Consider the following 925-nt stretch of genomic DNA (forward strand, 5'->3'; position numbering starts at 1 on the left):
CTTTCACGTCTGTGGCTGAAAGACAACCGTCTGGTTGAGGAATCGTGAACACATTCACTCAACCAGACATCTTCCTGATGAGAGCTACGTTTTAGCTACAGCTCTCAGACCGGTTGGGAAGTACCGACAGTGGCAGCGTGAGACTTTCGACATTGGTTGCTATCGAACCAGAATTTATTGGCGGTCAGCCGCGAATTACCATGACTGGATTTTCGTGGTCAGGCGCTACTAAACGTTTAGAATCCTACTCTACCGGCCTCAAGTCGGCGACAAACCCAGATTCGAGGATAAATATTACAACAGCCGAGGTTGGTGATCCACCATCCAATCCGGGGCGTTTTGAGATCACTGTTTTGCGAGGGAACTATGTCTAATTATAAATACGAATGGATTGATGATAACGAAGCTCGGATATACTGGGACGGTGAGGAGATCGGCGAGACAGCCACAGAGACTAATGGAAGATCCACTATAAACGGCATTCCTGTAGGAGCCAAACAAGTTGCTTCTGAGTGGGTAGCAAACAAGTCAACGCCTGACGAGCAGCAGTTTCAAGAAGGAATCGAACGGATGGTATCAATCCTCGCTAATCAATTTTCAGTCGATCACATCGGGTTAGATGGAGTGTCTGTTTGGAAGTAGTGTGAAACAAACCCAAACAGACAATCAGATCGAAGAAGAGCATCTGCTTAATTTTGTCGTCAACACTCTCGACGAGGAACTTCCGATAGAACTCGCAGACGGTGTAAAGGTCTCATCAGAGAAGCTCTATGAGGTCCTCGCTGGCGCCAGCGCCAGCGGGACCTCGGTCAATCACATCTGCGAGACGACCGAAGACTCTCCACACGCCAATACCGTCCGTGGACACCTTACCGATCAGTTCGACCTCGATACTGTCGAGCAAGTTGGAGACACGCTGCTCCAA

At 49.0% G+C, this 925-nt stretch carries 1 protein-coding gene and 1 pseudogene; both read left to right on the forward strand.

All coding sequences use genetic code 11. The features are described 5' to 3' along the window. The first annotated feature begins 366 nt into the window (after nt 1–366). Complete coding sequence (locus tag O2S87_RS18645; protein WP_475410218.1) at nt 367–642, forward strand: hypothetical protein; 276 nt, start codon at nt 367–369, stop codon at nt 640–642. A gap of 1 nt (nt 643) precedes the next feature. Next, a pseudogene (locus tag O2S87_RS18650) lies at nt 644–925 on the forward strand (ISH3 family transposase); the annotation flags it as partial.

It is taken from the genome of Halohasta sp. A2, assembly GCF_056175805.1.

Bases quoted from the DNA above. Each gene is read 5' to 3' on its own strand.
- O2S87_RS18645 (WP_475410218.1), top strand. From the start codon at position 367: ATGTCTAATTATAAATACGAATGGATTGATGATAACGAAGCTCGGATA.